The 25161-nt window shown below is 59.0% G+C and carries 21 protein-coding genes; 8 read left to right on the forward strand and 13 right to left on the reverse strand.

Annotated elements, in window-relative coordinates; translation table 11 throughout:
* Positions 1-220: 220 nt before the first annotated feature.
* The 7 genes from VB780_RS09105 to VB780_RS09135 all read right to left on the reverse strand — a co-directional run bounded on the left by VB780_RS09105 (position 221) and on the right by VB780_RS09135 (position 8709).
* Positions 221-994 carry a molecular chaperone gene (locus tag VB780_RS09105; protein WP_323350823.1) on the reverse strand — a complete coding sequence of 258 codons (774 nt, stop codon included), beginning with the start codon at positions 992-994 and terminating at the stop codon, positions 221-223.
* Between the two features lie 182 nt (positions 995-1176).
* On the reverse strand, positions 1177-1641 hold the full coding sequence (locus VB780_RS09110) for a hypothetical protein (protein WP_323350824.1): 465 nt from the start codon (positions 1639-1641) through the stop codon (positions 1177-1179).
* A 110-nt stretch (positions 1642-1751) separates the two neighbouring features.
* Positions 1752-2279, reverse strand: a complete 528-nt coding sequence (locus VB780_RS09115; RefSeq protein ID WP_323350825.1) for a hypothetical protein — start codon at positions 2277-2279, stop codon at positions 1752-1754.
* A 980-nt stretch (positions 2280-3259) separates the two neighbouring features.
* On the reverse strand, positions 3260-5188 hold the full coding sequence (locus VB780_RS09120; protein ID WP_323350826.1) for a putative bifunctional diguanylate cyclase/phosphodiesterase: 1929 nt from the start codon (positions 5186-5188) through the stop codon (positions 3260-3262).
* 195 nt (positions 5189-5383) lie between these two features.
* Entirely contained in the window at positions 5384-7195 is a 1812-nt protein-coding gene (locus tag VB780_RS09125; RefSeq protein WP_323350827.1) for a GAF domain-containing protein, read from the reverse strand.
* Positions 7196-7344: 149 nt separating this feature from the next.
* Positions 7345-7818: a hypothetical protein gene (locus VB780_RS09130; RefSeq protein ID WP_323350828.1), complete on the reverse strand. Its 474-nt coding sequence runs from the start codon at positions 7816-7818 to the stop codon at positions 7345-7347.
* A gap of 240 nt (positions 7819-8058) precedes the next feature.
* Positions 8059-8709 (reverse strand): response regulator transcription factor, encoded by a 651-nt coding sequence (locus tag VB780_RS09135; RefSeq protein ID WP_323350829.1) that lies wholly within the window; start codon positions 8707-8709, stop codon positions 8059-8061.
* A gap of 249 nt (positions 8710-8958) precedes the next feature.
* Between VB780_RS09135 and VB780_RS09140 the strand changes: the two genes are divergently transcribed.
* The 3 genes from VB780_RS09140 to VB780_RS09150 all read left to right on the forward strand — a co-directional run bounded on the left by VB780_RS09140 (position 8959) and on the right by VB780_RS09150 (position 13620).
* A complete protein-coding gene (locus VB780_RS09140) occupies positions 8959-9420 on the forward strand; it encodes a bacteriohemerythrin (RefSeq protein WP_323350830.1) in 462 nt (153 codons plus the stop codon).
* Between the two features lie 305 nt (positions 9421-9725).
* Positions 9726-12620, forward strand: a complete 2895-nt coding sequence (locus VB780_RS09145) for a response regulator (protein WP_323350831.1) — start codon at positions 9726-9728, stop codon at positions 12618-12620.
* Positions 12604-13620 (forward strand): PleD family two-component system response regulator, encoded by a 1017-nt coding sequence (locus VB780_RS09150; RefSeq protein ID WP_323350832.1) that lies wholly within the window; start codon positions 12604-12606, stop codon positions 13618-13620. The genes VB780_RS09145 and VB780_RS09150 overlap by 17 nt, the downstream gene beginning before the upstream one ends.
* On the opposite strand, the gene VB780_RS09155 is transcribed toward VB780_RS09150, so the two are convergent.
* On the reverse strand, positions 13589-13966 hold the full coding sequence (locus VB780_RS09155) for a phage holin family protein (RefSeq protein WP_323350833.1): 378 nt from the start codon (positions 13964-13966) through the stop codon (positions 13589-13591). The genes VB780_RS09150 and VB780_RS09155 overlap by 32 nt on opposite strands.
* 254 nt (positions 13967-14220) lie before the next feature.
* On the opposite strand from VB780_RS09155, the gene ggt reads away from it, so the two are divergent.
* Complete coding sequence (gene ggt / locus VB780_RS09160) at positions 14221-15801, forward strand: gamma-glutamyltransferase (RefSeq protein WP_323350834.1); 1581 nt, start codon at positions 14221-14223, stop codon at positions 15799-15801.
* Between the two features lie 9 nt (positions 15802-15810).
* Here ggt and VB780_RS09165 read toward each other — a convergent pair whose 3' ends face one another.
* The gene (locus VB780_RS09165; RefSeq protein ID WP_323350835.1) at positions 15811-17226 is read right to left on the reverse strand and encodes a NupC/NupG family nucleoside CNT transporter; all 1416 of its coding nucleotides are present in this window, start codon (positions 17224-17226) and stop codon (positions 15811-15813) included.
* Between the two features lie 239 nt (positions 17227-17465).
* Between VB780_RS09165 and VB780_RS09170 the strand changes: the two genes are divergently transcribed.
* The 4 genes from VB780_RS09170 to VB780_RS09185 all read left to right on the forward strand — a co-directional run bounded on the left by VB780_RS09170 (position 17466) and on the right by VB780_RS09185 (position 20092).
* The gene (locus VB780_RS09170; RefSeq protein ID WP_323350836.1) at positions 17466-17738 is read left to right on the forward strand and encodes a hypothetical protein; all 273 of its coding nucleotides are present in this window, start codon (positions 17466-17468) and stop codon (positions 17736-17738) included.
* An 81-nt stretch (positions 17739-17819) separates the two neighbouring features.
* Entirely contained in the window at positions 17820-18767 is a 948-nt protein-coding gene (gene rbsK / locus VB780_RS09175; RefSeq protein WP_323350837.1) for a ribokinase, read from the forward strand.
* 67 nt (positions 18768-18834) lie between these two features.
* Positions 18835-19701 (forward strand): TIGR02587 family membrane protein, encoded by an 867-nt coding sequence (locus VB780_RS09180; protein ID WP_323350838.1) that lies wholly within the window; start codon positions 18835-18837, stop codon positions 19699-19701.
* A gap of 13 nt (positions 19702-19714) precedes the next feature.
* Positions 19715-20092, forward strand: coding sequence for a hypothetical protein (locus VB780_RS09185; protein ID WP_323350839.1), 378 nt, complete (start codon positions 19715-19717; stop codon positions 20090-20092).
* Positions 20093-20098: 6 nt separating this feature from the next.
* On the opposite strand, the gene VB780_RS09190 is transcribed toward VB780_RS09185, so the two are convergent.
* From VB780_RS09190 to VB780_RS09205, 4 genes are all read right to left on the reverse strand, one after another.
* Positions 20099-20980, reverse strand: coding sequence for a hypothetical protein (locus tag VB780_RS09190; RefSeq protein WP_323350840.1), 882 nt, complete (start codon positions 20978-20980; stop codon positions 20099-20101).
* 48 nt (positions 20981-21028) lie between these two features.
* Positions 21029-23254, reverse strand: coding sequence for an EAL domain-containing protein (locus VB780_RS09195; RefSeq protein WP_323350841.1), 2226 nt, complete (start codon positions 23252-23254; stop codon positions 21029-21031).
* A 119-nt stretch (positions 23255-23373) separates the two neighbouring features.
* Positions 23374-23931 carry a sugar O-acetyltransferase gene (locus VB780_RS09200; protein ID WP_323350842.1) on the reverse strand — a complete coding sequence of 186 codons (558 nt, stop codon included), beginning with the start codon at positions 23929-23931 and terminating at the stop codon, positions 23374-23376.
* An 85-nt stretch (positions 23932-24016) separates the two neighbouring features.
* On the reverse strand, positions 24017-25063 hold the full coding sequence (locus VB780_RS09205; protein WP_323350843.1) for a ring-opening amidohydrolase: 1047 nt from the start codon (positions 25061-25063) through the stop codon (positions 24017-24019).
* Positions 25064-25161: the final 98 nt, after the last annotated feature.

Consider the following 25161-nt stretch of genomic DNA (forward strand, 5'->3'; position numbering starts at 1 on the left):
TAGTCACCGGCCGATCCCCCCTGCCCCCCTTAAAAAGGGGGATAAAAGTCCCCCTTTTTAAGGGGGATTTAGGGGGATCTCCACTTTTGCTACAAGAAATAGGACTTTTCAAACATCCTCTAAGACGGTGCTTCGGTAGTAGCGATCGAGAGCCAGATGGCGTCCCAGGGTTTGGCTTTGCCAGTTCCTGGGCCATCTGGTCAGCGCTATGGGGCAGGGCTTATCGCAGATCAAAGGTGGCGGTAACTGGCCCCACGGGCAACCCAGCGGGCCAGGGCACGGTAAACTGCCGCTGGTTTTGGGCCAGCAGGTTTTCGCCGCTGATCCCTTGCAGTTGCTCGGGGTTGAGGGTCACTGTCTGCCCGCCTGCCTCTAGGGTGAGGTGCAGGCCAGTCAGCAGTTGACGGGCGGTACCCTGGTTATTGAACTGCACCACCAGAGCATCTTGCCCGTTGATGTTTTGGTAGCTGGCGCTTTCAAGCACCACGTTGGGGCTAACCCCTGGGGGTGCAACGTAGAGAGAAGCCACAAAGTTATAGAGGGCGCTAATTCTCACCACCGGGGTGGTGACCACAGCTTCAGGCTCGTCAAAGGCAATGGGCAACTGCTCGGCAATTAGTCTAAAGGGCAGTTCATACTCTGGGTTCGGCTCGCCCAGCCAGGTGACGCGTACTGTTTGCACCTGGCCCGGTTGCAGCAAAATTTGGGGTGGGTAAACCACAAAATCATCTTCCGCATCGGGGCGGGTTTCTCTGCCGTTCAAATCCATCTGGCGTTCGGTGACGCGAATTTCAACGGCTACGGGCTCATCGCCTGTGCTGCGCACCTGAAACGAGCCAGTGGAGCGAGAGCCGCTGGGTTCGAGGGTGAGGCTAGAGGGGGAGAGCTGATAGGTGGCATCGGCCCAGCTGGGTGGTGCCATCAATGCCCCCGCTCCCAGTAGAAGTGAAGCTAGACAGCCAATGGGTGCCAAGGTTTGTGTCAAAATTTTCATTGTCGATTCTCCATGGGGTGCTGCGGAGAGACTGGGCTTAAAATTGCTGAAGGAATGCGGTAAATTAACCCTGGTTTTTGTAGCTAACCACTGGGTTAATAGTGCCCCTTTTCTTATCAATTTATCTGTCTCTCTCGGGGATTTAAGGGAATATCGCTGAGGATATCAAGATTAATTTATTTTTATTGATTAATCAGGGTAAACACCAGCGTATCTGAGTACGATCCGGCTGGTTTTCCGGCGATGTCGCTGGCTAATGCCGTGGCTCGCACCGGTAGAGTGCAGCCAGTGGGGGGTGGGCAGGTCAGGGTAGAGGCGGTTTGCACCTGGACATCGTCACCACTAGCCAGGCTACTGACCTGAAGGCCATCCACAGTCAATGTGTAGGGAACAGCAGAGGGATGAGTGCTGTGGGAGAGTTTGCCCCTCTGGATAGAGCGCACGCGTAACACCCACCCGTTAGCACTGTCAGACTGAATATGAACCGTGCCAAAGTCTTGGTTGGGGTTGCCGGCACTGAGGCTGAGGGTAAAGCTACTGCTAGGGGTGTAGTCGATAATTTCCAAGGCTAAAGCCGCCGCTGGGCACAGCATACTTAGCCCTAGTGCTGCCGGTGCAAACCATTTAAAGAGGTCATAATTTCGCATTTTTTGCCCTCAAAAACACACTTGTTATGTGGAGATGCCCTAGAGCACCTCCACATAACTTGGTGATTAAATCAGACCGTCACGTCAACTCTAAATTCCTCAAGGAAGGATTATTTAGAGGTTAGGGTGAAGGTCAAGGTGTCGGCATAGGTGCCAACAGGAACCCACTGACCAGCTGCGATCTCCGCCGTAACGGCTATACCAGTGACGCCTTCTGCTACAACAGCGTCGAAGAGGGAATCGTGCAGCTCATAGTTAGTAGCTGCCGCCACAAAGTCTACTGGGGTAGCTGTCGAAGCGCCAAGATCATCCGTGGTGAGTTGCGTGTAGGCAATAACATTAGCGGGAGTGACCGTATGGAGCAATTTGCCCCCGTTAAGAGAACTCACCTCTAAGGTCCAGCCAGCGGTCGCGTTGTCTTGTAGGGCTAAGGTGCCCATGGGGTAAGCTAGCTCAGCAGCCCCACCGGTAATGGCTGTACCTGTCGCTGGCGTAAAGTCAATCGTGTTAACGGCTTGGACAGTACCGGTTGCTTCACCGTTGTCAGTGGCCGCTAGGGCAGCAGGGCCAGCGAGTAGAGATGCGCCGACGAGCAGGCTAGAAGCGATTAGGGTATTACGGAAAGTTTTAGCAAACATAATGAGTCTCCTGAAGTGGCAATCGTTTGCCTAAAGTGATTTTGTTTGCAGGGTATAGGGAAGGCCCCCTGCGGCCTAAATTCTGGGTTGGATCTAGAAATCCATTCCCCTTTGAAACTGAGGGAAAAACCTCTTCCTTAGCCAGAATTGCGGTAGCTTGCACTGAAGTAAAGAGATGACTGATTGAGTCTGTTAGCGAAAGTGCTAGTCGTTTCGTTCTTCGAATAGCAGATGGGTGAATCGCTTGCTCACAACCAGGCTTTTATCTCTTTCCTCCATGTCTACTACTTTAGTGGGTGTGACCAAATTAACCCCCGCTAATTGCACCTAAGTTTTGCTAGTTTATTTTCAGAACGTGAATTTTTTTACGTAATTATATTGAGATAGTTTCGAATAAAAACCCATCTGATTTATGCCGTCTAAATCTGACAAAAATACGCTGAAAAAGGAATTAAAAAGCCACGCTTTCTAACCTTATATCAACAATTTTAAGAACTTTCCGGATTCACGAAAAAGCATCTTTTTATCAAGACTAAAACAAGTCTGCAAAGAGATGTTAAATCCTTCCGGGTTGTCAGATCTGGACTGTTTGCCTGGTTTTTCGTAGAGTTTTCGACTTGTTCTTTGGGCATCATGCACCCAATCCACAGCGGCATCCTCTATCTCGCCATTCATACGTAATATGCATCACGCCGCGCAATGATGCACTAGCCCAAATCTTGCGGTGCGTTGGACTGGTGGCAAGGCACAACCTACAGCGTCGTTTATTTAAGGCGACCTACTTAGTGAAATTATTGCTGTCCTGCTCACAGGTTCAGATAGGGACGTTGCCAAATCTTATCTGCATACCCACGATTTGTAGGGGCATTGCAATGCAATGCCCCTACGAGGTATCGGTTTCGAGTCGGGGTTGTGTGACTCGGATTTAGGATGAGAGATGATCGCTTATCCCTAGTTAAATTAAATTTTTGAGGCCTACCCTAGAAAAGTTGCCGCTCGATTGTGCCAGTGGCGTTATCTAAAGTTAGCGGCCTGGCAAATAGATAGCCCTGGCCATACTCGCAATGCATAGCTACCAATAAATCGTGCTGCGCTGAGGTTTCTACTCCTTCGGCTACTACATTCATGCCCAGGGCGTGGGCCAGGGTAATAATGGCCTGAACGATCGCCGTTTTTTTAGTACCGGCTTCTAGCAGCGCAACAAATGACTGATCGACTTTGAGAGTGTTGAAATTAAACTGGTGCAAATAGTTAAGCGATGAGTAGCCCGTGCCAAAGTCATCCATGCTGACTTGAAGGCCGAGCTGCTGAAGCTCAGTCAAAATAGCGGTGGCTAAGCCAGTGTTGCCAATTAAAACGCTTTCGGTAATTTCGAGCTTGAGGCGATTGGGGGCAACCTCGGCTGTCTCTAGGCAGGTTTGAATGTGCTCGACCAAATTGGGCTGCAAAAAATGCTGGCTAGAGAGATTAACGCTAATGCTCAGGGGCGGTAGGTTGGGCCACCGCTGCTGCCACTGACGCATTTGTTCGCAGGCCGTCTGCAAACACCACTGATCGATGGCTACAATTAGCCCGGTTTCTTCGGCGAGGGGGATAAACTCTGCTGGAGAAATCATTCCACCCGTGGGGTGTTGCCAGCGCACCAGGGCCTCAAAGCCCACTAGCGTTTTGTCGCTCAAGGCCACAATCGGCTGGTAGTAAAGCACAAACTCTTGGTTCTGGATGGCTTTGCGCAGATCAATTTCGAGCTGAAGCCGGGCCACCACCCGATCGTGCATGGCGGGCTGAAAGCTCAAAATTTGTCCATGGCCCTGGCCCTTAGCCTGGTGCAGGGCCGTGTCAGCTTCTTGCACCAGCGCTTCGGGGGTGGTGTGGGCAGCACGACTCACAGAAATGCCCATGGAACAAGTGAGAAAGACCTCAGTGTGGTTGCAGTCGTAGGGGCGCTCAATTTCGTGGCGCAGGTTAGCGGCGATCGCCGTCGCGCTGTCTGCATCAGGCAGCTGCCGCAGCACAATGGCGAAGGTGTCTTCGCCCCAGTGGGCTAGCGCGTGGGCAGGTTTTAGGGCTTGGGCTAGGCGAAAGCTGATCTCTAGCAGCAGCTGATCACCGGCCTCGTGGCCCAGGCTGTCGTTAATGGCCTGAAACCGATCGATATTCACCAGCACCACCCCGGTCAGTTGGGCGGCCGACTCGTTGGTCAGCGCCTGGGTGAGCTCTTGCAAAAGGTGTCTGCGGTTGGGCAGCCCGGTCAGCGAGTCGTGCAGCTGAAGGTGATGCAGCAACTGCTCTAGCCGCCTTTGCTGGCCCTGGCTGTAGTCGGCCTGCCGCTGAAGCTCAATCAGTCTAACGCCCACCATGAGCTGAGCCGCCATCTGCTCTAGGTGAGCCATAATATCGACGACCCTGGGGGCAAAGGGCGATCGCCAAAACCCCATCAAGTGCCCCCAAATCTGCCCGTTGTACCACAGGGGAACAATCCAGCCGTTGTCCATGTGCTGAAGCTGTAAACTCTGCTCTAGGGCCGCGGGCAGCTGCCCTAGAGCGGTGGCGTCGAGACACTGGGTGTGTTCTGGGCCAGCCAGGCCCATTTCCCAGCGAAAATAGCGAGGGCAGACCTCCGGCGCAGGGCCATGGCTATAGGCTGTGGCCAGCAGGCAGTCATTGTCGTTAGCCGACCGCTGGCTCACGGCCACCACATCGGCGGCGATCGCCCCACAAATCTTGACCATGGCGGTTTGCAGCAGGTCAGACAGGGTTGAGCAGCGCTGCAGATAGGTACTAAACTCAGCGGCACAGTGGCGCAGGGGCTGGCAGGGGGCGGTGGTTACGGTGGGCTGAGCCGCCGCCGATTCAGCCGGGGGCACGAAGGGAATGCGCTGGTAGGCAGTGGTGAGAGACTGTGCCATGGCCTAGTAAGAAGTAGGGGTACGGGGAAAATGATGTCTGCAAGCCAGGGGGGCAAGGCAAAAAAAACCGGAGCAAGCTATAGCCTATTGATGAACCTAGCCTTGGCTTACTCCGGTAACGCACCTCTTAGACAGTTCTAGATTAGGCTTTGCAGATGGCTTTACCTATCAGGAAATGCCTGAGTCTGGGTCAGATTATTGCTGAGTTTGGCCTGGGTCGGGGGCGCACACCTGGGCCAGGGTAACCAGCAGGGTCGCGCTATCGGGCGAGTCTAGGGTGGTCACGGCGACCTCGCCGAGGTCGCCCTGGCCCAGGGCCACCAGGGGTAGCGCAGGCAAAATGTGCTGCATACGGCGCAGCATGGCTGTGCCGTTGAGGGTGGGTAGGGTCAAGTCTAAGACCACCGCTCCCAGCTCGGCCTGGTGCTGAATAAACAGGGCGATCGCATCGGCCCCATCCTCTGCCACCAGCACCCGGTAGCCGTAGCTCTCTAGCAGGGCGCGGTGCCACTCGCGGGCCGGGTCGTCGGCCATCACCAAAAGCACCAGGGCGTTGCCGCCCTCTAGCCCAGCGGGCATTGGGGTTGCAGTCAGCTCTGCGGGCGTTGCGATCGCCGGCAGGTACACCTCAACGGTGGTGCCGTGGCCGGGCCGGCTGGAGGTTTTGAGCCAGCCGCCGTGGCTTTTGACCAGCCCCTGAGCCGTGGAGAGCCCCAGCCCAGAATGACCCGCTTCGGCGCGGGTGGTAAAAAAGGGGTCGCAGCTGCGATCGCATACCGCCGGAGTCATCCCCGTGCCCGTATCGGTCACCGTCACGACCACGTAGGCCCCCGGCTTGATGTGGGGATGCTCAGGGGCTCCCCGCCACCACAGGTTGCGCGCCTCGAGGTGCAGGGTGCCACCCTCGGCCATGGCCTCAAACCCGTTGCGGCAGAGGTTCATAAACGTCTGGTGCAGCTGGATAGCGTTGGCATGCACCGTCCACAGGCGAGCCTGCCGCAGGCGTGAGGTCACGGTGAGGCCGGCAGGACAGATCTCTTGCAGGGTTTGCACCAGTTCCCCCAGCAGGTAGGCCAGCTGAATCTCCGCCCGCTGACCGCCCATACCCTGGGCAAAGGAGAGCACCTGATCGACCAAACTAACGCCCCGGTGGGCGCTGGTGTGAATGCGGTTGAGCCACTGCTGCTGCTGCTCGCTGTCGAGGGCGGGCTGCTTGAGCATTTCTGCCGCCAGCATAATTGGGGTGAGAATGTCGCTGAGGTCGTGGGCCATGCCCCCGGACAGGGTGCCAATGCTCTCTAGGTGGCGATCGTGCGATCGCTGGGCCTTGTGCAGCAGCTGGGCCTCCGCCTGCCGGTGGGCGTTTAGCTCCGCCTGCATCTGCTGGTGCAGCTCCGCCTGCTGAATGGCTAGACCGACCTGCACCGCCAGCTGCTGCATCATCTGTACCTCCGCCAGCCGCCAGGGGCGCGGCGCAGAGCACTGCTGGGCCACCAGCAGCCCCCACAGGCGATCGTGGGCCAGCAGTGGCACCACCAAATTGGCCCGCACCCCCAAGCCCTTGAGAAAATCTCGGTGGCAGGGGGTCAATTCTGCCTGATCCACATCGCCCACCGCCTGCACTCGGCCCTGGGTGTAGGCGCTGACCCATTTGTCGGCAAAGCACTCGTCGTAGACCTGCTGCCCCCGCAGCGACAGACAGCCGGGGGCGCAGTCTTCGACCTCCACCACTCCGCTCCAGTCGGGCTCAAAGCGAAACAAAAATACGCGCTCTACCTGCAACAGCTGCCGCACCTCAGACACCGTTGTCGGCAGCACTACCGCGAGATCTAAAGACTGGTGAATGCGTTGCAGCGAGCTAAACGCCTGCGCCAGGGGGTCGCTGTGCCCAGGCGCTGCCCTCAGGTCTGGCGACTCGGGCTCGGGCAGCGGACGGCGTGGCTCAAAGGCCGACCCCAGATAACGGGCGGGATGCGAATCAATATCATCAGCGCAGGTATATTTCATAGCCGCTTCTCTACTCTTTATGCCCCTGATTTCCAACTACTGTCGATGCCAATGAATACATCTACGGTAGGCAATAGAGCCCTGGCCTCGCATCAGGAAAACGCTGAGATTTACCTCCAGGTTGCCTGGTTAAGGGCTGTGCCGTGCTCCTAAAACGTGGGGTCGTGGCCAAAATCGAGGCAGTTGCCCTCGCGCCAGGTGCGCCCACTCTCTTCACAACTGCTGCGGTCTGCCTTAAAGGGAATTCCTGCCGGGGCTGCCTTGGGGTTAAACACCGCCGCTAAATCGACGCTGGTGATCTGCACCATTGCCAGCAGCGCCAAAATGCCCAGGCCCATGGTGCCAGCCATCACCAGCATGTTTGTCGGTGTCCAGAGGGGATGCTGGGCTGCATCTTGGCGACGGCGAGTTGCCGATCGCACTTCGGTACCGGCCAGCAGCACCAGGTAAATCCGGGTGATGCCCAGCGGCAGCGATAGGCGAATATTCACCGGGTGGCGGCGCGGCGTCAGGGCCACCTGCAACGCCCGCACCTGCGCGGGGCTAAAGGTCGCGGCTATCTCTGGGGCCATGCGGGCCAGCACGCTATCGCTGCTAATCGGGGCAGAATTGCTGAGTTTCATCGTCAGTCCTCAGGGGGAAAATACTCCAGACGCCCTTGGGCATCTAACAGCTGATTCCACCGTAGCGATCTGTCTGCGATCGCTCCATCAGCAAATCCCTGAGTTTGAGGTTCCTAAGACCTGAGGTTTGCGCCAATGCCCGTTTCCTGAGCGGAGTCGAAGCAACGGGCATTGGCAAAACAACTTCAGGAGAGACCCTCCCTCCTCGTCTGTTCGCTGACCCAGCCCCCAGCCAGTTCCTTAATCCAACACCACCAGCCCGGTGCGAATTGCGTAGCGCACCAGCCCGGCAATATCGTGAATATCGAGGCGATCCATCAGCTGAGTGCGGTGGGTTTCGACAGTTTTAGTGCTGATGTAGAGAATGTCGGCAATGTCTTTAGTGCTTTTGCCCTCGGCAATCAGCTGCAAAATTTCGCGCTGGCGGGGGGTAATTTGGTCGAGGGGGTTCTGGTCTTGGCTGAGGCGGCGGACGTAGTCGCTGACGACATACTTAGACACCGCCGGGCAGAGGTAGGTTTCTCCCCGGGCGATCGCCCGCAGGGCTAGCTCCAGCTCTTCGGTGCCGCTGTCTTTGAGCAGATAGCCGCTGGCCCCCGATCGCAGCGCCTGGTACACGTACTCTTCGTTGGCGTGCATCGACAAAATCAGCACCTTTACCTGGGGAAACTCGCGGGCAATGCGGGCGGTGGCCTCTAGCCCGTTCATCTCGGGCATGGCAATATCCATCAGCACAATCTGGGGTTTGAGGGTCTCGATCAGATGGAGGGCGTCGCGCCCGTTTTCGGCCTCGCCAATGACTTCAATGCCGTCAAGCTCTTCGACCAGCGATCGAAAGCCCGCCCGCACCAGGGTGTGATTGTCGGCAACTACCAGCTGAATCGTTGACATACCGGCCTCTGTTTTGACTTAAACCACGATTGTCCTGGTGCAGGCCAGGGTACTCCCAAGTCTACACAGATGACCGGTCGCAGTAACGGCAAGTTTGAAACGGGGCGGCGATCGCTACCCCCTTAGCCCAGCTGTAGCGAAAACCTGAGAACAAAACCTAGGCCAAAGGGCGGTCTACAGCAGACTCCTGAGGTATGGCCCCGGCGCACTTGGCTAGATTGGTAAAGAAGCTCAATGGCAAGCAGACCCATGGCCGTAACCTACTGGCGCGATGACTGTAAAACTCACCATCGCCAAATTGATGCAGACCACCGAGACCTGTTCAATATTTTGGCCCAGCTCCATCGATCTATTTTGCTAGAGCCCGATGGGGCCGAGGTCGAGGCGATCTTAGACCACTTGTTTAACGCCGCCATTGCCCACTGCGAGGCCGAAGAAGCGCTGATGGAAATCTACGCCTACCCCAACGCCAGTGCCCACACCGAGCAGCACGAAGCGCTGCTGGCTAAAATTCTGCGCCTCCGCCTCGGGGGCCACCCCCCCGAGGCAACATTGTCTATCGACCTCACCCACGATCTGGCCCAATGGCTCAGCCACCACATCTGGGCCTACGATCTCGAACTGGTGCAGTTTGTGCAAAACCAGCAGCAGCCCAACCGCTGCCTCGACCAATCCGTCGGCCTCCCCCACTCCGAACTCTGCTTAGACTAAGCGAGGGCGATCGCCTCGCTGACCTGGCCCGATCGCAATCTCAGGCCCCAATGGCGCAGAACTCAGGGATTTCCTGGAGACAGCCCTGTCGCCAGCCTCTATCGTAAGAGTTGGGAGTATTCAGCCCGAGGCTAGCCAGAGACAACGGTTTGAACCAGTGCCTTTACGGAGACCTGAGCGGGCGAACCGCAACATTTTGCTACCCCAAGCTGGGTACTCTCAAGGATATATCGCTGCCCTCGGGCGGGGTGCTGGTGGCAAGACCACACCCCGTCTCGCATCTCTGCCCCAAAGGGCGATGGTCTATGCAACCTGCACCGCTGCCCGCCAATGAAACCAGTCGTTTACAGGCGCTGTACGACTACGACATTCTCGACACGCCCCCGGCTGAGGGGTTTGATAACCTGACCCGACTGGCGGCGATGATCTGCGCCACGCCCATTGCGATGGTCAGCCTGATCGATCGACAACGGCAATGGTTCAAAGCCGGAGTCGGCCAGGTTGAAGCCATGGAAACGTCTCGCGAAATCGCTTTTTGTGCCCACGCCATTTTGCAGACAGAGCTAATGGAGGTGCCCGATGCCCTCCAGGATGAGCGTTTTTCTAACAATCCCTTGGTGGTAGGCGAGCTTAACCTGCGCTTCTACGCGAGCATGCCGTTGATCACGGCTGAGGGTTATGCCCTGGGCACCCTTTGCGTGATTGATCATGTGCCCCGCAGCCTTACCCCTGAGCAGCGCCAGGCCCTGGAGATATTGGCCGCTCAGGTGATCGATCAGCTTGAGCTGCATCGCCAGATTGCGGAGGCTCATCAGGCTGACCTAGAGCGTCAGCGCATGGAAGAAACCCTGCGTCTGCAAGAGCGGGCGATCGCCGCCAGCCGCAACGGCATTATCATTACCGACGCCCGCCAGCCCAACAACCCGGTGATCTACGTCAACCCGGCCTTCGAGCGCATTACCAGCTACTCTGCCGCCGAGGCTCTGGGGCAGAACTGCCGCTTTTTGCAGGGGCGCAACCGAGACCAGCCCGACCTGCAAACCCTGCGCCAGGCGGTGGCCGAAGGCCGAGACTGCACCGTAGAGGTGATCAACTGCCGCAAGGACGGTACGCAGTACTGGAACCACCTCAGTATTGCCCCCATTCGTGACCGCCAGGGTCAGCTGACTCACTTTATTGGCATTCAGACTGACATCAGCGATCGCAAACTCGCCGAAGCTCAGCTACAGCAGCACCTCCATGATCTCGAACAGGCCCGCTGCGCTGCCGAAGCCGCCAACCGGGCCAAAAGCGAATTTCTGGCCATGATGAGCCACGAAATTCGCACCCCCATGAATGCCGTCATCGGCATGACTGGCCTGCTGCTCGACACGCCCCTCACCGACCAGCAGCGCGACTTTGTCGAAACCACCCGCAACGCGAGCGATAGCCTGCTGACCATCATCAACGACATCCTCGACTTTTCAAAAATCGAGTCGGGCAAGCTGGAGCTAGAAACCCAGCCCTTTAACCTGCGCACCTGCCTGGAAGAAGCCCTAGATCTGCTGTCCGCCAAGGCCTCTGAGAAAGGGCTAGAGCTGGCTTACCTGCTGCCGACCCAGGTGCCCCAGTACCTGCTGGGCGATGTCAGCCGCCTGCGCCAGGTGCTGGTCAACCTGGTTAGCAACGCGATTAAGTTCACCCCCGCAGGGGAAGTGATTGTCTCGGTACAGGCCCATCCTCAGAGCGCCACCGGGCAGATGACGCTTCAGGTGGCCGTCAAAGACACCGGCATTGGCATTCCGACCGATCGGCTGCACCGGCTGTTTCAGCCCTTTTCTCAGGTGGATGCCTCGACCACCCGGCAGTTTGGCGGCACCGGGCTGGGCCTAGCCATTAGCCAGCGCCTGTGCGAGCTGATGGGCGGCAGCCTCTGGGTAGAGAGCACCGAGGGCCAGGGGTCAACCTTTTACTTCACGCTGCAGACCACCCTCGACCCCCAGCCGCCAGCCCCCACTGCGCTGGCTCCGACCACCATGCTCCAGGGTCGTCGCTTGCTGGTGGTCGATGACAACGCCACCAACCGCAAGATTCTTCAGCTTCAGCTCCAGGGGTGGGGCATGGCGGTGGTGACTGTAGATTCGGGCTTGGCGGCCCTAGAAGCGATTGAGACCCAGCGCTTTGACCTAGCCATTTTGGATATGCAAATGCCGAGTATGGACGGCCTGGCTCTAGCCCAGGCTCTGCACCGACGGTTCGCGGAGCGATCGCTGCCCCTGGTCATGCTGACCTCCCTGGGCTGGCACCAGGGTATGGCTCACCAGGGTCTATTTGCCGCCTACCTGACCAAACCCGTCAAGCAGGCCCAGCTGATGGAGGCCCTGGCCAACGCCCTGGCCGATCGCCCCGAGGCCGTGCGGGTGTCTCCCCGGCCCCGGCCGGCGCCGGTAGATGCCGACCTGGGGCGGCGGTGCCCCCGGCGCATTTTGCTGGCCGAAGACAACGTGGTCAATCAAAAGGTGGCTCTCCAGATTTTGCAGCGCCTGGGCTACCGAGCCGATGTGGCCGCCAACGGTCTGGAGGTGCTGGCCGCCCTCGACCAGCAGCCCTACGACCTGGTGCTGATGGATGTACAAATGCCTGAAATGGATGGCCTGGCCGCCGCTCGGCAGATCGTTCAGCGCTGGCCTACCCGTCGCCCTCGCCTGGTGGCCGTCACCGCCAACGCCATGCAGGGCGATCGCGAACAGTGCCTGCGGGCCGGCATGGATGACTACATCAGCAAACCGATTCGCCTAGAGGAATTAGTTCGGGTTCTGGAGGCCGGTAAGCCTGCCGCCGCCCCCGCCGTCGATTTGACAGCACTGCAATGCTTTGCCACCACCGTAGGCGGCGACGATGCTAAGTTTATGGCCGACTTGATTGCCAGCTACCTAGACAGCGCTGAACAACTCGTAGCTGACATGGGCACCGCCCTGGGGCAGAAAGACTGGTCCACTCTCCAGCGGGCGGCCCATACCCTCAAGTCGAGCAGCGCTTCCGTCAGTGCCGATGCCCTCTCCGACCTGTGCCGCGATCTGGAGGTGGTGCTGCGCCAAGACCCCAATGCGGCGGTTGCCGAACGGGTGGAGGCCATTCGTTATGCTCTAACCGACGTTAAAACGGCGCTACAGTCTGTCTTGGTTTCCCAGGAGGTAACCAGCCATGTCAGTCAACCCTGATTCAGCGGTCATTTTGGTGGCCGACGATGACCCATTTATTCGCCACATGCTGACCAGTTATCTGGAGCGCGAGGGCTATCAGGTGATCGAAGCGCCCCACGGCGAAGCGGCCCTCGACCTGTACTTTTATCACCTGCCCGATCTGGTGCTGCTTGATGCGCTGATGCCGGTGGTAGACGGCTTTGAGGTGTGTCGGCGCCTGCAGGCTCTGACCCAGGGCAACCTGGCTCCAGTGCTGATGATCACCGGCCTAGAGGACGAAAAATCGGTGGATCAGGCCTTTGAAATTGGGGTGGTGGACTATGTGACTAAACCGATTAACTGGGCGGTGCTGCGCCAGCGGGTGCGGCGGCTAATCTTGCAGCACCGGCTCGAAATTCAGCTGCGCGAAGCTAACCATCGGCTCCAAAAGCTGACCATGATCGACAGCCTCACCCAGGTTGCCAACCGCCGTCGCTTTGATGAATACCTGCTGCAAGAGTGGGGGCGGGGTGTGCGCGAGAGCCTGCCCCTGTCGCTGGTGATCTGCGACATTGACAATTTCAAAAACTACAATGACCACTACGGTCACCAGGCGGGCGATCGCTGCCTTCAGGAAGTGGCCAAAACCCTTAACCAGTGCATTAGTCGCCCCGCCGATCTGGTCACCCGCTACGGCGGCGAAGAATTTGCGGTAATTTTGCCCAACACCACGATGGAGGGGGCTACTACAGTCAGCCAACGGCTGGTGCAGGGCATTCAGCAGCGGGAATTGCCCCACGACACAGCGCCCCAGGCTATCGTCACCGTTAGCTGCGGCGTGGCCAATGTACTACCCATGGCCGACTACCTGCCCTCTGACCTAGTGTTTACCGCCGACCAGGCTCTCTACCAGGCTAAGGCCCAAGGCCGCAACCAGTACCAGGCCATCTACGTCATGCCCCCCGCCGCCAAGCAGTCGATGCCCCCAGGGGCGGCTAGCGCTATGCCTATCCTTCGATCTCTTTGGCCTGAGGCTTGATGGCCTGACCCACAAAAAATTTGTTGAGCGCAGTGGACACGATCGACAGCACGATGGGGCCGACGATAAACGCCCAGAAGCCGTGCACCGCAAAGCCTGGGGTCACCAGCGATGCCAGCCAAAAGCAAATGCCGTTGACCACCAGCGAAAATAAGCCAAGAGTCAAGATAGTAATGGGCAGCGACAGAATAAACAGCACTGGCTTAATGATGCCGTTGACGATGCCGATGGCAATCGCCGCCACCATTGCCGCTGGAAAATTGGCCAGCACCACGCCGGGAAAAATGGCGTCTACCAACAGCAGCGACAGCGCCGTAGCCAAAATACTGAGCAGGTAAAGCAGCATCGGTGAATCTCCTTAATGACAGGACTGAAGGAACAACCGTAGGCACAATCCGCTGGCATTAGGCTGTATTCTCTCACAGGAACTTTGGGGGCAAAAGAGCCTGTCTGCAATTCGCGAAGCGATCCGTCCCGGAATCGCCCCACCATATGAGGCATTTCTTAACAGAGCTGGATCCCGGCCGATCGCCCCCTGCCGCCTACCTGCAAAAATGCTAATCTTCTAGGCCCAATACTGAAACAGTCCCTGAGTTAGCTATGGCTCCAGTCTCTGCCCCCACTGCCATGGTGGTCTGCCCCCACTACCTGGCCTCCACCGCTGGGCTAAACGTGCTGAGTCAAGGGGGCAATGCGGTCGATGCGGCGATCGCGACCCAGGCCGCCCTATCCGCGGTTTACCCCGCCATGACTGGGCTCGGCGGCGATGGGTTTTGGCTGGGCTACCAGGCTAGAACTGGCCAGCTCTACGGCCTCAACGGCTCGGGTCGGGCGGGGGCGAGCTGCGATCGCGATCGCTTCTCCCATTTGGGACTAGACAGTATTCCCCAGCGTGGCCCCCAGGCGGTGATCACGGTGCCGGGGGGCGTCTCGGCCTGGGGTGAAATGCACCAGCGCTTTGGCCGCCTGCCCTGGTCCGACCTGCTGGTGCCTGCGATCGCCCTGGCTGAGCAGGGCTACCCCTGCTCCAAATCCCAGGCCCACTGGACGCGGGTTAACGCTGAATTTTTGCAGGCCTACGGTGGTGAAAACAATCCCTTTTTGCCAGGGGGTGAGGTACCTGCTGCTGGGGAAAAAGTGGCCAACGCACCGCTGGGGAAGACTCTACGCCGCCTGGCCAGCGTAGGTTTCCAGGATTTCTATCAGGGTCAAATCGCTGAACAGATCGTGGACTACCTGGGCGATCTGGGTGGCTGGCTCACCCGCAACGACTTCGCCCGCCACAGCGCCACCTGGGTAGACCCCATCAGCACCCCCTACCGGGGTCACCAGGTCTTCCAGCTACCCCCCAATACCCAGGGTTTTACGGTGCTACAAATGCTGAATGTGCTGGAAGGGTTTAACCTGCACACCGTGGGCCACGGCACCGCCGACTACCACCACCTGCTGGTGGAGGCCACCAAGCTGGCCTTTGCCGATCGCGATCGCTGGCTGGGCGACCCCGACTTTAACGACATTCCGCTAGGGGAGCTGATCTCGAAGTCCTACGGCGATCGCCGCCGCGCCCGGCTGAGCATGGCCGTAGCGCAGAATTATTCCACCTCAGCCTGCGGTGGCGATACGGTCTACATCGCTGTAGTAGACGGCGAAGGCAACGCCGTATCGACTATTCAAAGTCTGTATTTCGACTTTGGGGCGGCGGTGGTGCCGCCTGAGCTGGGTTTTCCGCTGCAAAACCGTGGCGCACTGTTTTCCCTCGACCCCAACCATCCCAACAGTCTGGAACCCGGCAAGCGTCCCTTTCACACGCTGATGCCCGGTCTGGTACTCAAGAACGGCAGACCATACCTAGTGGTGGGCACCATGGGCGGCGAGGGCCAGCCCCAGACCCAGCTGGCCCTACTGACCAGAATGCTGGATTTTGGCTATTCTCCCCAAACGGCGATCGATCTGCCCCGCTGGCTGTGGGGTCGCACCTGGGGCGAAGCCTCTACCCGCCTGGCGATGGAAAATCGGATTCCCGCTGAGATTCGCCACGCTTTAGAACGCCGGGGGCACCAGGTCACTGCCGCCCCTGCCTGGGCTGAGCAAATGGGCCACGCCCACGCGATTCAGGTGAATGCAAACGGGCTGTTGGGCGGGTGCGATCGCCGCAGTGAGGGCGCGATCGCGTGCCTGTAAAGCTGCCTCTTACCGGCCCAGCACCGCCGCGCCTTCGTAGAAAAAGATGCCCGCCACGCAGCCGGTCATCAGGGTGGCCAGGGTGCCTGCCCACAGCGCCTTCCAGGCGACTTCGCTGATGTCTTTGCGGCGGGAGGGCACCAGGGTCGAGAGACCGCCGACGAAGATGCCCACCGAGGGCAGGTGGGCAAAGCCGCAGAGCGCGTAGCTGACAATTACCAAGGCGCGATCGCTCAGGGTGCCCTCGGCGGCGGCATTGGCCAGGCTGATGTAGGGCGGAATCGCCGTTTCTAAAAACCGTCGCCCAATTAGCTGCGACGACAGCCACAGCTCTGGCCAGTCGAGGGAAACCCCGGTGAGAAAGGTCAAAGGCAAAAACAGCACCCCCATAATGTTTCGCAGGGTGACCACGCTAAACACCTGACCAATCGCCCGCCACAGGCCAAAGTCACTGGTGGCGAGCGATGCTAGCTGGGCAAAAACTAGGTCGAGCAGGGCAATCAAGCCCAGAATGGCGATCAGGGCGGCGACGATGCCCACGGCCATTTTGACCCCGTCCAGGGCACCCAAAATCAGGCTGTCCATGGGGCTTTGGCGCTCCTCTTCGGCCATATCGATCGCAGGCACCTTGCCCAGGGTTTCGGGCGTTTCGGTTTCGGGCACCAAAATTTTGGCGAGCACAAAACAGGCCGGAATCGTCAGCACCGAGGCCGACATCAGGTGGCCAGCGATGGAGGGAAAAATCGGCCGTAGGTATCCGGCGTAGAGGCCCAGCACCGTGGAAGCAATGGAGCCAAAGCAGGAGGCAAGAATGGCGCACAGCTCGCTGCGGGTCATGCGTTCGAGGAAGGGCTTAATGGCGATCGCCGACTCGATGCCGACAAAAATATTCGCCGCCCCCGCTAGGGCCTCGGCCCCGCTGATGTTCATCGCCCAGCGAAAGAAGCGGGCAAACACCCGCACGATGGGCTGCACCACCCCCAGGTTGTACAGCAGCGAGAAAATGGCGGCAAAGAACACCACCTGGGGCAGCGAGCGAAAGGCAAAAATGTAGCCCAGGTTGAGGTTATCGGTTCCTAGGCGATCGCCCGGCACGGCGGTAAAGGGCGGCGTCAGGGCGCGGGCAATCCAGCGTCCTGCCCCGGCGGGGCCAACGGGTTGGTTAAAATCGGGCACAAAAATGGGGCCAAACAAAAACCGCGCCCCGGCATCCGACGCATCGATTAGGGCGTTGAGTAGGGAGCTGAGCCACACCACCAGCTCGCGGGTAAAGGGCAGCAAAAACACCAGCAGCCCCACCAAAAGCTGAATGCCAATGCCCCATTGGATGACCTTCCACGGCACCCGCCGTCGATCTTCTGACCCCAGCCAGGCGATAAAGCAAAGGCCAAATATACCCAGCAGCGAAATTAAGCGCAGTGCCATGCGGTGCTCATTCTCCTTTTGGTCTCAAATTCGCGAGCCTGCCACCGATTATGCCGAAGAACGTCGCTAGCGAAGCGCCCTGCCCCAGAACTTAACCAATTGAGGGTTTGAAGATTAGTTGAACTTGCCAACCTCCCTCCACCTCTGCGCCAGACCAGATCCCCCGGCGCGATGATCAAACTTCAAGACCTCAGACTCCGCCCCTAGCCCATAATAGAACTGACCCACCGCTCCACCCTATGGAAGCTTTTTCCCCTTTTCCGCCCGACTGGGCCGAGTCGGCCACCCACGCCACCGAGTTTTGCTGCCCCCAGTGCGGGGCCGAGAGTCGCCAAGCCAAAGCCGTTTGGATCAACCGGCGATCGCCCGTCTACGGGGCCGATCACCGCCGCAAATGGCAAGAGTTTTACCACTGCGGCGAATGCGGAACGCCCTGGTGGGCCTGGAGCAGCGATCGCCCCCCGTCGCCCTACGGCACCCTCGACGAGGATGACGATCGGGATCTGTTTTAGGCGATTTTGGGCGCAGTTGATCCCCCTATTTCACCAGCGTTCGAACATTCCAGCGTTCAAACCCTCAAACGCCCTTTACTGATGACCCCTAACCCAGCCCCGCCGACCATTCACGTTTTCGGCAGCTTAAATATGGATCTGGTCTGCCGTACGCCGCGCCTGCCCCAGCCGGGGGAAACGATTTTGGGTACCCACTTCGAAACGCTCCCCGGCGGCAAGGGGGCCAACCAGGCGGTGGCGGCGGCGCGCCTGGGGGCATCGACGGCGATGGTCGGTCGGGTGGGGGAGGATGACTTTGGTCGCCAGCTCATCCAGGGGTTGCAGCAGGCGGGGGTAGAGGCCAGGGGGGTGGCGATGGATGCGGGGGCACCGACGGGGGTGGCGGCGATCGCTGTCGATGAGGCGGGTCGTAACACCATCGTTGTGGTGCCCGGTGCCAACGGTCGCGTTGGCGATGACGACATCGATCGCCTCGCAACCCGGCTGCGGCCCGGCGACCTGGTGCTGCTCCAGTTTGAAGTGCCCCTGCTAGCGGTGATGGCCGCCGCCAAAGCCGCCAAAGCCCAGGGGGCCAGGGTGATTGTTGACCCCGCCCCCGCCCGCGATGACCTCCCTGCCGAGTTCTTTAAGACGGTCGATATTCTCACCCCTAACCAGATCGAAGTCAGTCAGATCACCGGGCTGAGCGTGACCGACATCCCCACCGCCACAGAGGCGGGCCGCCAGCTGGTGCAGCGCGGGGTGGCGATCGCGATCGTCAAGTTGGGGGAACTGGGCGCTGTCGTCGCGGCGGGCGATCGCACCTTCCACCAGCCCGCCCTGCCGGTCAAGGCGGTGGACACCGTGGCCGCTGGGGATGCCTTTAATGGCGGCCTGGCCGCAGCCCTGGCCGAAGCTATGGATCTGGAGGCGGCGGTGGAGTTTGCCAGCGCCGTAGCCGCCGCGTCGGTGATGGTGCCGGGGGCGCAGTCGTCGATGCCCGAGCGATCGCAGGTAGCGGCCCTGGGCAGGGATCTCAAACATTGCTAGCAGCGGCTCCGACGCTCAGCTGTGCTCAGAATCTGCCAAACTTAGAGGCAACCTCGCAATTGATAGCATGGTACGAATCAAAGCCCAGGACTGGCAGACAGAATTTGACGATTTAATGCGCGGCATTGCCGGGGCATTTTTGTTTGGTGCCCCTTTTCTCTACACCATGGAGGTGTGGTGGAAGGGCAATTTCACCTCGCCGCCGCGCATGATGCTGATTTTGGGGATAGCTTACCTAGGCCTTGTGCTGCTCAACATCAAAGGTGGATTTCGGGCCGAGCAGCCCCGCAGCCGCGCCCAAATTTTGGTCGAAAGTGCTGAAGGGCTTGCGATCGCCCTCTTCACCGCTACCCTGAGTCTGACGCTGCTTGACATTGTTCACTTTGATGCTGGCATAGACGCCATTATGGGTCGGTTGATTACCCTGTCGCTGCCCTTTTCCATTGGGGTTGGTATTGCTAACAACCTATTGCTGAAAATCGATGACGACGAGGCTGACCCCGCCAAACAGCGCGAGCCTCAGAACGACCACCCCTGGCGGAGCACACTGTCGGATGCCGGGGCAGCGTTTCTAGGAGCCATCGTCGTAGGCTCCTCGATCGCCCCCACCGATGAAATTCCCATGATTTCCAGCTCCCTAGAGCCCGCGCGCCTGCTGCTGATTATGGCCAGCTCACTGCTGCTGTCGTACATCATTGTGTTTGAGGCCAATTTTGGCGCTCAGCGGCGGCGGCGATCGCAGTCCGGCTTTTTTCAAAGGCCGATTAGCGAGACCGTGGCGGCTTACCTGATTGCCCTAGCCACTGGGATGCTCATGCTGTGGTTGTTTCAAGGGGTGCGCGTGGGCGACCCGATCAACCAATGGGTGAGCTATAGCATCATATTGGGTCTGCCCTGTACCATCGGCGGTGCGGCAGGCCGCCTAGCCGTATAACCCCTAAACCCATATGTCTGAAAAGCCCATCCGCAATCGAGCTGAATGGTTTTCCCTCGGCATTTCCCTGGCGCTGCTGTCGGCGGTGATTGCCACGGTGGCCTCGCTGTGGCTCAACCCATCGCTCAAACCCGCCGAGTTTACGGTGGAACCGGGCAAAGTGCGGGCCGCCAATGACCACTACTACCTGCCTGTCACCATCAAAAACGAGGGCGACGCCACCGCCGCCGAGGTCACCGTCGAAGGCACGCTAGAGACAACTAGCCCTGAAGAAGTCGCCAACACCACCTTCGACTTCATCCCCGCCCGCTCCGAGGCCGAGGGAGTACTGATCTTTAGCTCAGATCCGGCGGCGGCGGCGGTGCGCGTTGTCAGCTATCAAGAACCTTAGGCAATATCACTGGTGCGATCGCTCGACAAACTCTTGCCATAGACCATAGGCCGATCGCCCCACCATAACGCTCGCCAGTCCTAAAGGAATTGACAGCAGGCCAAACCACAGGCGGAGCTGCTGACCCTGCTGGCGAAATTCATCCTCAGTGCCAAAAACTACCTGGAGGCGATCGCCCAACGGGTCGGCCAGCTGATTGCCCTGGGGCGTAGCTTCTACCTTGGCAATCACCACCACAGCCTGCCCCTGGGGAATCACCTGGCGCTCCAGGTCGATATACACACTCTCGGCACTGCCCCAAACCTCGCGATCGAGCGGAAAAACCTGGTCGCCATACTCGATCGCCACGGGGCGGCTGGTGCGAGCTGAGTCGCCCTGCCACACAATGCGGGGCACTGGCTGGCTGGCGTCTTCATCTTCCATGGGCAGTACCGCCAGATCAAAGGCCAAGGGAATGCGGCGATCGCCATCGGAGAGAAATACAGGGGCAGCGGTCTCTTCCCAGAGAAACAGGGTTTCGCGCAGCGGTTCCTCCGAGTCTGCCGGCCCCCGTGCCGCAATCTGCAAGCGGCCCCGAATCACCCGCCGCGCCGCATCGTCGGGCATGGTCGGTGGGTTAGCGGCGACTAAATAGCCCTCCAGCTTTACCGGGTCAGGGCGATCGCTCCCCGCTTCGATCGCGGCAGCGATCGATATCGCATCGAATTCGGTCAGTTCCTGGGCGGGCCGCAGGGTCAGCCCCAACCCCGATACGATCGCCATGGCCGCAGCGGTCAGCCCCAGACTAAACGCCCCAAACGAACGCATCTGAAACTGCTCGTACTCCCGATAGGTAACATTGCGGGGAATATCGCGAAACCATTGATAGCGAACCCGTTTTCGGCCCATAGGTGGTGTTCTTTGCTACTCTCAACCGCAGCCTATCACAGCGGTGAATCATCGCGATGACGACGCCATTTCTCCGTAGCTCATCTGCACCACACAGTTTTTTCCCTGGGCTTTGGCCTGGTAAAGCCCCTGATCGGCGAGGGCAATTAACGTCTCAAACGACAGCGTATCCTGGGGCACCACCGTGGCCATGCCAAAGCTCAGGGTCACCAGGTTGCTAGCCTGGGAGGTGGGATGGGGCAGCCCCAGAACGGCGATCCTGGCCTGGATGGCTTTGGCTACGGCGATCGCCCCCTCGGAAGTGGTATTTGGCAAAATAACCGCAAACTCTTCACCACCGTAACGGGCCACCAAATCTGAGGGCCGTTTAGAGGATTGAGCAATGGCGCTGGCCACCTGTCGCAGGGCGTCATCTCCAGCTAAATGCCCGTAGGTATCGTTGTAGAGCTTAAAGCAGTCGACATCACACAGAATTAAGGACAGGGGCCCTTGCTCTTGGGCCAGCCGTAGCCACTCGGCGCTCAGTCGCTCGTCGAAGCAGCGACGATTGGCCACCTGGGTCAACCCATCGACCTCAGCCAGACGCTGAAGCTCTTGATTGGCGGTTTGCAGCTGGTGGTAAAGCTCCGACTGCTGAATGGCGATCGCCGCCTGACTGGCCAGCTGATAGAACAAATTCACTTCCGACTGCTGCCACTGCCGGGTGTGGCTACACTGGTGCGCAATTAAAAGCCCCCACAACTGCTCTTTTTGCAAGATGGGCACAACTAAATTTGCCCGAATGTTTAAGCTCCTCAGCATTTCCACGTGACAGGGTTGCAGCCCTGCGGTTTCAATGTTTTCGATCGCCCGAGTATTGCCCTGCTGGTAGTAATCCGCGTGGGTGGTCTGAAAGCAGGTATCCATCACGTGGAAGCCCAAAATAGATGAACTTTCTTCTGCCAGAGACTCCACCGCCACTAGCCCACTCCAGTCGGGTTCAAATCGATAAATTACCACTCGGTCTACCTCAAACAGCTGCCGCACCTCATCGGCGGTGGTTTGCAGAATTTCGGTTAGATCTAACGACTGCCGAATGCGCTGGGTGACCGCCGCCACAATGCGCTCAGACTCGCTTTGACGCTGCACCGAGGCATCCCCCAGCGCCCCAGCATCTCGAACCACATCTCGAACCACCGGCTTGGGGTCGAAGCGAGGCGTTGTCTTGACCGGCACCGCCGCCGGTTTGGCAATTAAGTAGCCTTGGGCAAAATCTGCGCCGCGCTCCTGGAGCCAGTTCAGCTCTTCAACGCATTCGATGCCTTCTGCCACCGTTTGAATATTTAGCTTCTGAGCAATTTCCAGCAGTTTTTCAGTAATAGACGCTTTATAGAGATCGAGATGGACATTGCGAATCAGCTCCATATCCAGCTTGATAAAGTCGGGGCGCAGCTGGTGCAGCAGATTTAAGCCAGAATACCCCGACCCCAGATCGTCTAGCGCCACAGCAAACCCGGCGTCCCGATAGTATTTCAGCACCGTTTGCAAGTGCTCTAAATCTTGAGGATTGTCGGACTCTACTACTTCAAAGACAACCTGATCATGGCGAATGTTAGCCCGGTCGATGGCCTCTACGGTGCTCCGCAGGCAAGACACCGGGTCGTACAGCGCTGTTGGGGTAAAGTTGACAAAAATGCGCCCGGTGAGCTGGTGCTGACTGGCATGGGCGATCGCGCTCAGCCGGGCGACCCGGTCTAGCTGCGGCAGCAGTCCGGCCTCCGCCGCTAGCTCAAATATGGCGCTGGGCATAACCATATTGCCCTGGTGGTCAAGCCCGCGCAGCAGCGACTCGTAACCATAAATCTGCGACGTATCCTGCATCGAGACGATGGGCTGAAAGTGGCTGGTAACGCGGTTATCCGCCAGCATATCTACTAGCCAGTCTGACTGACTGTAGGTAATAAAACGCTGTAGCGACGCAATCTCGCTAAAGTCCTCTAGCTGCGGCTGAATCGCCCCGCGCACAAACAACACCTGGGTTTCCTTAAGCTCCCGAGGGGCCACCAGCTGGGCCAAATGGCAGGCAATTTCCTGGGCCTGCCCCGGTTTGCAGGCAATGCTCAACCCAGGTCGTTCCTGCATGGGTTCAAACGCCAGTGCCGCCTGCTTTAAAAACGGCAGTACTTTAGTCAGGGTGTGGGGAACTGGAAACCAGAGATAGAGCTGACCAGACTCTTTCGCCTGGCACCGACCGATTTGATGACAAGCACAGGTCTTAGCGACAGAAAATCCCATGGGGTTGAGTCCGCAATCAAGCTATTTATCGGATCGAGTATTCCCATTTGGCCCTAGGGTTACGCTAGAAAAGCACCGATTCGGTCAAATAGCGCACACTCGCTGCGGCCCGATTGACTTCAAACCCCGCGCACCACCCGGCAGGGGTTGCCCACGGCAACCACGCTGGCCGGAATCGACTTGCTCACCACGCTACCCGCGCCGATGGTGGTGTTGTCGCCAATGGTCACTCCTGGGCAGACAATGACGCCGCCCCCCAGCCACACGTTATTGCCGATGACGATGGGGGCCGCCAGCTCTAAACCGGTCAGCCGCACGGCGGGGTCGGTGGGGTGGTAGGCGGTATAGATCTGCACATTCGGCGCAATCAGCACGTTGTCGCCCAGCGTCACCCAGTTGCAGTCGAGAATGGTGCAGTAGGCGTTGATGTAGAGGTTTTTGCCGGCTCGAATGTGGCTGCCGTAGTCGCAGAAAAAGGGCGGGGTAATCTCGAAGTTGTGGCCAATGGTGTGGAAGAGCGATCGCACCACCGCCTGCCGCACTTCAAGCTCCCCAGGCCGGGCCTGGTTGAACAGGTACAGCTGTTCCTGGGCCTGCCGCCGCCGCGCCACCAGCTCCGGATCGAAGCCTAGATATAGCTCATTGGCCAGCATCTTTTCCCGCTCGGTTTTCACCATCGCGACTCCCCCTCTCTAGACCAAGACTCTAGGGTACTGTGAGAACTCTAGAATCTTGGTCTACTTAAGGATTGAGGTCATCCCGTCATGCAACGATGACGGCGATCGGCCCGCCCCCCGGTGGCCCCTGGTGCTCGCTGCCGCCCGACACATAGATCATCGGGTCTTGCACAACGGCGGCGATCGCCGCCCCCACCACCGCCCTGGCCATGCGGGTATGGTTGATATCAGAGTCGTCGAGCATGGTGTGGCGGTGCCCGAGCAGCTGCCCCGAGGGGTCGGCTTCGGCCTTAGCAAACACATTCACGATCTGGCCGCCGTCACTTACTCCCCCGGCGCTGTGGATAGCCAGATCGACAGCGGCGATATCGAGGGCGTGGGCCATGACGCTGTGGCCAATGCGGTAGCGGCTGTGGGACTGAGGGGCATTGCCCAGCACCAAAATTTCGCAGTTTTGTAGCTCGACCCCCGCCGAGGTCGAAGCCACGGATGAATAGAGGCGGTAGTTGTGGCAAATGTCGGCGGCGGTCAGATCGCCCCGCTGCACCTCGCCCAGGGCCAGGGCCACCCCAAGGGCCGAGGCCCCCCGCGAGTAGGCCATCGACTTATAGCTGTCCTGGGTGATGGCCGCCTGGGTGTGGTGCGCCGCTGTAATCAGCGGGCATTTAATCTGCACGAAGTGAACTGCCTCGGCGGTGAGGCCAGCAGATGCGATCGCCCGCTCTACCCCCGCCGCCACCTCCACCACCATTGTCAACGTGCCAATTTCATCGGTCGAGAAGTCGCGGGTGTGGCAAACCCCCAGGGCCAGCCCGGTTTGAGTCGCCCCCGTCAGCCCCTTGCTCTGGCGAGTAAACACCGTCATGTGAGGGCTTAGCACCCCCTCAGTGCCCCCCGACATGACAAACACCACCTGGTCGGTCAGCTCGTCGCCGATCAGCCCCCGCAGGTAGCCCTTTAGCGTGGCCACCGCAAATCCACGGGTGAAATCATTCACGCAGCCGTTGCCCTCGGTTTTGCCCAAAATCGCCACGATGGTTTTGGGGTCTAGCGTCCCCTGCTGCACTAGTGCGGCTAGACCGCTCAGGTCGTCGGGGCCACTCTGGGCGATCTTAAACACATCAACTTTCATCGCCGATAACCTTCCCCATTGAGTTTAGTGGGCTGCGATCGCACAAAACCCCGGCTCCCTAAGAAACCGGGGTTCCATCACCCCCCTTTTTAAGGGGG

This window comes from Leptolyngbya sp. CCNP1308 (assembly GCF_034932455.1).
Lineage (GTDB): Bacteria > Cyanobacteriota > Cyanobacteriia > Phormidesmidales > Phormidesmidaceae > Nodosilinea.